The following is a 407-nucleotide window of genomic DNA, read 5'->3' on the forward strand; positions in this document are numbered from 1 at the left end:
TTGTGCCTCATACTTCTCTTTCGCTTCTTCTTTACTCTCTGCCTCAACAACTGTAAACCTTTGATTGCTCTTAGCTTTAGTTATGTGTGTATGCTTGCGTCCTGTTGAATCTTTAAATGTTGTGACTAAGTATTGTGTCATTCCTCATAGCTCCCTTGAACTTGTTTGAGCTTACTCATAAAAAACATTACTAAAAATGCTATTAAGATATGCGTCTTTTGATGTTTATCAGCAAATGTAGATGTCACAAAGATAGTAGCAATCAACAACATTTCATATAGGTTTGTGTGTATAGTCTTTTTACTCTTGAGAAAAATAATACCTATGCGACAAAATAGATAAACACCAAACCCTATGAAAAATATTTCTAACATGTCACTCACTTCCCCAAAACCTCCTTGACTCGA

General features: G+C 34.4%; 2 protein-coding genes. Both read right to left on the minus strand.

Annotation, left to right across the window (positions count from 1 at the left end):
• Positions 1-141, minus strand: a 141-nt coding sequence (locus HMPREF3247_RS05545) for a DUF1381 domain-containing protein (RefSeq protein WP_053000986.1), incomplete at its 3' end; no start/stop codon positions are given.
• Positions 138-383, minus strand: coding sequence for a hypothetical protein (locus HMPREF3247_RS05550; RefSeq protein ID WP_001282070.1), 246 nt, complete (start codon positions 381-383; stop codon positions 138-140). The genes HMPREF3247_RS05545 and HMPREF3247_RS05550, both read right to left, overlap by 4 nt.
• Positions 384-407 lie beyond the last annotated feature (24 nt).

The sequence above is a fragment of the Staphylococcus sp. HMSC36A10 genome, from assembly GCF_001838845.1.
GTDB lineage: Bacteria > Bacillota > Bacilli > Staphylococcales > Staphylococcaceae > Staphylococcus > Staphylococcus aureus.